Source organism: Mesorhizobium sp. Cs1321R2N1 (assembly GCF_037179725.1).
GTDB classification, from domain to species: domain Bacteria; phylum Pseudomonadota; class Alphaproteobacteria; order Rhizobiales; family Rhizobiaceae; genus Mesorhizobium; species Mesorhizobium salmacidum.
The window spans coordinates 1-5785 of sequence record NZ_JAPYKP010000228.1 but is presented as its reverse complement, the minus strand read 5'-3'; the positions used below and the strand labels follow the sequence as shown (position 1 = coordinate 5785).

Sequence of the window (5785 nt, the reverse complement as noted above, 5' to 3'; positions counted from 1 at the left end):
ACCACACGTTCACGCAAATCGAGCGAATAGGGCTTGGGCATGGCAAATCACCTCCATACGGAAGTGAATCACAAACCCGACATCATCGGAATCCCTCGCGATTCAACCTGAGCATCCGACGCTCTAGAATAGTGCACGTCGGACGCAACCAGGTGAAGCGGGGCAGGCCCCTGCCGATCAACCACGACTGACGTCACCCATCGTTGGCGAATAGCCCCGCACTCTGATAGCGTCCAGCTATTTTTCTCCTCAAGGAAGCCGCCGCGGTAGAAGACGGTGGTCGAAGCGATGCCGCCGATAAATGCCAGCATGACATTGATCCCTCATATCCTCGGCTGCAGCGCTGGCCCTGCCGGCCTTCCGCCGAAAGGCGACATCGCCTTTTCTTTCAACTCGCGGAACTGGCGCGACGCCTCGGAGAGCCTGTGGTCCCATTCGGGATTGGGTGTCTGGCCCTCGATAGTCTTGAAATAAACCTGCATCAGCGAGGCGATGGCGAAGGGCTCCACAAAAGCCGCCTTCAGCGCCCAGGCGAAAACGATGGCCAGAACGAAGCCCCAGCCGCTTAAATGGCTTGGCAGGAAGTAGACGACCGCGCCCGCCGGTGCCAGCATGAGCAGGAAGATGACGAAGGTGACGCCCCACAGGATCAGCGCCAGCCACACCGCGTTCTTGACCATCTTCGTGCCGTTCTGGGCATAAAGCACCACGCCCTGCCGGGCAGTCTCGAAGGGCGAGGACGAGTCCATGCGGATATTGTAGCCGAGGATGATCTCGTCGACATAGGTCAGCGAGATGCGGATTACCGTATTGGCGAAGCGCACCAGCCCGTCGAGCCTGGGCAGGAAGGCGGCGATGCCGCCGAGCAGACTGGTGACGGCGCGGATCGCTCCCTTTACCAATTGGTCGACGACGAAGAGGATGTTGGCTTCCGCGAAGCGCTGCGTCACGACCGCTTTCGCATAGGCGATCTGGGTCTGTCCGCCCGGCACATCGCGACCGTCGAGCAGATGGACCATGACGGCGATGTGGCTAGCCTTAAGCACATAGAGGACGTATTCGCGGATCCAGTAGACTGCGATGGAAACTAGTGCGAAGCCAAGGATGCCGCCGCAAAAGGCGGTGCCTTCCGGCCCGCCATCGGCGAAGATGTGGCCAACACCCCAGCCGATGCTGGCGCCTGCGCCCGTCGCCGCTATATAGGCGAGCGTCATGGCGAAATAGACGATCATGCGGAAAAGAATGAATGGCCATGTCCTGAGCATGATCGCCCCGGATCTGGCGACCGAGAAGTCCCACATCACGCTACCCTCCGGATAAGGCGGCGAGCGCAGGAAGCCGCGAAGAGCCGCATAGTCCGCCCGTCACGGCCACCGTTGAACTCTGCGCAACCATTTCGATCACCTAAGCCTTCAGCGATTACGCCGACCCGCGAGCCGGCCGCGTCATTGCGGCTCCCATCATAACCACCGGCCAGCTCGGGTGAGCTCGCAAGCGCATAGATGCAGGGCATCACAAAGATCGCCTCGAGCCTACCCATGACTTGTCGCCTCCCCTTGCAATGCGGCTACTGCCGCGTTCCGTTCCAGCTGCCTTCGACGGTGTCGGGATTGTTGCCGAAATTGTAGTTGCCCGCGAACGACTGGCCGTCGCTGGAGAGCGTGAACTTGCCGCTGCCGCGGGTGCCGTCCTTCTGGACCCAGGAGAAGCGCAGCACGTTGCCGCTCACCTTGCCGTTGATTTGCCCGGCGCTGCCGTCATTACCTTGGTAGCGGCCGGAGACGCCGTTGCCGTTCTGCTGCAGCGAGAGGCTGTAGACGACGTTATCGGCGTTGGCGCTCCAGCTTCCGCCGAAGCCGGCCCTCGCCGATGCCTGCGTTCCCTTCGACTTGGCGAACCCCGCCGCGCTTTTGGCGAATCCGGCTGCCCCGCCGCCGAACTTCAGGAACCGGGCAGAGACGCAGCCGGACACCGGCGCGCTGATCCGGCACCAACCGCCATCGCCGCCGCCTTGCTTGTTTGCGATGATGCCTGCAGCGCCGCCGGTCTTGCCGCACGGACCGGCCACCGACACAGCCTGGCCTTCCGGAACCGTGCCGGTCACCTGGCCATCGGGAGCATTGCGGACATTGAGCTTATCCAGCCCCGGCTGGTTGATCACCACCGTCGCCGTCCTCCCGCCGCAGGAGGCATCGGCCCCGCCACCACCGTCACCCGCCGCGGCGGCGCTACTTCCACCGCCGGCCTTACAGTCGTTCAATCGCTGCTTGAACCTAGCCTCTTCGGAATCGGCGACACCGTCGCCGGAATGCGCCACGCATCGCTGCAGCCAATAGTCCTGGGGGTTGTTCCAGGGGGCGGTCTGGACGAATTTACAGCCAAGGCCGCGCGCCTCGCTGGCAATGGCGGACATGCGATCGCCATAGGCGACACACGCGTTGCCCCTGCCGGTGTGCTTGACAGGCTTCTCCGGCGGTGGAGGTGAAGCGATCGGCTGGGATGGCGTCGTGACACAGGATGTGCCGGACCAAACCGCTGAAACAACTTGGTCGGATTTCCTTCGTGCCCTGACCCTGAAGCAGTATTTGGTGTTCGGGTCTGCCGAGGTCCGGAAGCCGACATTGTTTATTGTGCTGGTCTCCTCCTGGTGTGGTGTCGTGTGGTAATCGAAATAGGAACGTATCCAACATTGCCCCAGTTGCGTGTCGCCTGCGCAGAAAACCGGCGGCGCGTACTTGTTCCCATTTTTGGTCATCTCGACCTCGAAGCCGACCAATTCGGGACGCATTCCGCCGACCGTGAAGAGGGATCCCGCCGTATTTTTCCAACTCAAGCAAAGGTCCAATGTTGTTTCGCCGCATAGCCCTATTCTCGGATCCGTCGGCGTTCCCGGACGGTCGCGAGCGAATGCCGGGGTGACGATTGCCGCGCATGACATGACCATAAGGCCGACGACCGATATCCGCAGAACTGACATGAGGGGCATTGTGCACTCCAAGACCGGTTGAATTGGTGTGTTGATAACCGCAGCTGAAATCCCGTCACGTGTCGTGAGGCGAAGCTCCCACTCGCCATCTGTTCCCAGACCGCGTCACCTTTCCAACACGCACTGAGCTGAGAGAGGCTCCACGGTCATCGCCCCGTCCGGCGCCCCGCTTTCCGAATCGTATCTGAGCCTGAAATCGACAAAGGCATCCTCGCCGCTCGACTCGTCCCTGTCGGCGAATAGGCCAATCCTCAGTCCCGCTACGACATCGACGCCCCTTGGTGCCGGGGCGAGCTTCTGCAGGCACGCATCGCGCGCGGTGAGGAAAGCGTGGTTGTCGTCGGAATTTGACGCCGGATCGCGACTTTTCTCGATGTACGCTTCGAGATCGGCGCGAACCGGCAGCTTGATGCGGACTTTGGCGGTGCCATCCAGAGCCTCGCCGGGCGGTCTAACGGTGATCGAAAAGCTTCCGAAAGGTCCGGTGACCGTTACCGGGCCGGCCTCGTCCCCTGCGTACACAAACGTAATCGGTACAGCCCAGTTGGGGTTCATGACGTCGGCGCGCCCACATGTGAGCTTGAGGTTAGCAGCTATTGTCACGTCCGATGGCACGAGAACCCCAAACATTACTAACGGCGGCAGGAGCAATCGGCCGATGGTGTATCCCGTCAAGGTCGCGTACGCCCCCCTGGCAGTCGCGGCCTTGATCGGCGGCTCCAATCCGAACGGCGCGACGATGCCCGAGCGCCACCCGCTATCTCCGTTTCGGCCTTTTTCGGCTATCATTGGGCGCCTTTCCCGGCTACTGCCGCGTTCCGTTCCAGCTGCCTTCGACGGTGTCGGGATTGTTGCCGAAATTGTAGTTGCCCGCGAACGACTGGCCGTCGCTGGAGAGCGTGAACTTGCCGCTGCCGCGGGTGCCGTCCTTCTGGACCCAGGAGAAGCGCAGCACGTTGCCGCTCACCTTGCCGTTGATTTGCCCGGCGCTGCCGTCATTACCTTGGTAGCGGCCGGAGACGCCGTTGCCGTTCTGCTGCAGCGAGAGGCTGTAGACGACGTTATCGGCGTTGGCGCTCCAGCTTCCGCCGAAGCCGGCCCTCGCCGATGCCTGCGTTCCCTTCGACTTGGCGAACCCCGCCGCGCTTTTGGCGAATCCGGCTGCCCCGCCGCCGAACTTCAGGAACCGGGCAGAGACGCAGCCGGACACCGGCGCGCTGATCCGGCACCAACCGCCATCGCCGCCGCCTTGCTTGTTTGCGATGATGCCTGCAGCGCCGCCGGTCTTGCCGCACGGACCGGCCACCGACACAGCCTGGCCTTCCGGAACCGTGCCGGTCACCTGGCCATCGGGAGCATTGCGGACATTGAGCTTATCCAGCCCCGGCTGGTTGATCACCACCGTCGCCGTCCTCCCGCCGCAGGAGGCATCGGCCCCGCCACCACCGTCACCCGCCGCGGCGGCGCTACTTCCACCGCCGGCCTTACAGTCGTTCAATCGCTGCTTGAACCTAGCCTCTTCGGAATCGGCGACACCGTCGCCGGAATGCGCCACGCATCGCTGCAGCCAATAGTCCTGGGGGTTGTTCCAGGGGGCGGTCTGGACGAATTTACAGCCAAGGCCGCGCGCCTCGCTGGCAATGGCGGACATGCGATCGCCATAGGCGACACACGCGTTGCTCCTGCCGGTGTGCTTGACGGGCTTTTCCGGCGGCGACGGAGGGGCCGAGGCTGTTCCCGCCTTCACACCCGAGACGCAACAGCCGTTCGGCGTTGGCGGCGGCACAGCCGATTTCAGCCAGCATATTGGTTTCGGACCCTGAACGCCGGGCTTGATGTAAGTCCAAGCCTTGCAGTTTGCGTCGGATTCGCACGCCGATTTGCAGGGTCCGAAGCCTGCGATTGTAGCCTCCAAGTCGAACCGGTCGTAATCGTGTCCCGGTCGATCGACACCCGTTTCGGCAGTCGAGTCTCCTCCGCTTCCGCCGGTGCTGGCAGAATGGAGGGGCGGGAATCGTCGCGTGACCTGGCGCCAATTCCCGCAACTTGACGAGAGTCCATATTTGCCGCCGTAGCAACCCTGTGCCGAATAGCTCACGGTGCCATCCGGCTGAACCGCCAGCCTTAGGACTGAACCAGTTTTCCATTCCGTCTGGGGTTGTCCGGGCACGATTACGTTAAAAACGTCAGTATTTCCATCTGGCCACAGGGTAATCTCGAGGACGCGTGAGTTCCCGTTGAACGTCAGGCGCTCATCCACACAGACGCCTGAGAATGACGTGCAGTCGCTGGCATGCGCCGGGTCTGGTTGGGGAAGAGACATCAGCGTCAATACCGCGAGGAGCCCCCACAAGCGGCGCGCCGTTCGCTCGAAAGACATGGCTCAACTCCTTCGGGTACCTGTTGAAGCTGCGTCCGACGAAAACATCTGGTCCTCGCGATCATTGCCGCGTCCCGTTCCAACTGCCCTCGACGGCATCGGGGTTGTTGGAGAAGTTGTAGGTGCCGTCGAACGACTGGCCGTCGTCGGCGAGCACGAACTTGCCGCTCCCGCGGGCGCCGTCCTTCTGGACCCAGGAGAAGCGCAGAATGTTGCCACTCATCTTGCCACTGATATTTCCGGCGCTGCCGTCGGCGCCCTGATAGTTGCCGGAGACGCTGTTGCCCTTCTGCTTGAGCGAGAAGCTGTAAGCGATGTTGTCGGCATTGGCGGCCCAGCGTCCCGAGAAGCCGGCCGCCGCCGCCGCGGGCACCTGCGGCTTGCTCTTCGGCTTCGCGAAGCCGGCCGCACCCCCGGAC

The 5785-nt window shown here is 62.6% G+C and carries 7 protein-coding genes; 1 reads left to right on the top strand and 6 read right to left on the bottom strand.

Features of this window, described 5'->3' with window-relative positions:
* Positions 1 to 68: 68 nt before the first annotated feature.
* The 3 genes from O7A61_RS30695 to O7A61_RS30685 form a co-directional block, all read right to left on the bottom strand.
* The gene (locus O7A61_RS30695; protein WP_337132946.1) at positions 69 to 311 is read right to left on the bottom strand and encodes a hypothetical protein; all 243 of its coding nucleotides are present in this window, start codon (positions 309 to 311) and stop codon (positions 69 to 71) included.
* Positions 312 to 323: 12 nt separating this feature from the next.
* On the bottom strand, positions 324 to 1301 hold the full coding sequence (locus O7A61_RS30690; protein WP_337132947.1) for a hypothetical protein: 978 nt from the start codon (positions 1299 to 1301) through the stop codon (positions 324 to 326).
* 266 nt (positions 1302 to 1567) lie between these two features.
* On the bottom strand, positions 1568 to 2413 hold the full coding sequence (locus O7A61_RS30685; protein ID WP_337132945.1) for a hypothetical protein: 846 nt from the start codon (positions 2411 to 2413) through the stop codon (positions 1568 to 1570).
* 25 nt (positions 2414 to 2438) lie between these two features.
* Here O7A61_RS30685 and O7A61_RS30680 point away from each other — a divergent pair, with 25 nt between their 5' ends.
* Positions 2439 to 2666 carry a hypothetical protein gene (locus tag O7A61_RS30680; protein WP_337132944.1) on the top strand — a complete coding sequence of 76 codons (228 nt, stop codon included), beginning with the start codon at positions 2439 to 2441 and terminating at the stop codon, positions 2664 to 2666.
* 425 nt (positions 2667 to 3091) lie between these two features.
* Here the strand turns inward: O7A61_RS30680 and O7A61_RS30675 are convergent, their stop codons facing one another.
* From O7A61_RS30675 to O7A61_RS30665, 3 genes are all read right to left on the bottom strand, one after another.
* Entirely contained in the window at positions 3092 to 3775 is a 684-nt protein-coding gene (locus O7A61_RS30675) for a hypothetical protein (protein ID WP_337132943.1), read from the bottom strand.
* Between the two features lie 16 nt (positions 3776 to 3791).
* Positions 3792 to 5366: a PAN domain-containing protein gene (locus O7A61_RS30670; protein WP_337132941.1), complete on the bottom strand. Its 1575-nt coding sequence runs from the start codon at positions 5364 to 5366 to the stop codon at positions 3792 to 3794.
* Positions 5367 to 5427: 61 nt separating this feature from the next.
* Positions 5428 to 5785 (bottom strand): hypothetical protein (locus O7A61_RS30665; protein WP_337132940.1); only part of this gene is annotated, 358 nt, incomplete at its 5' end.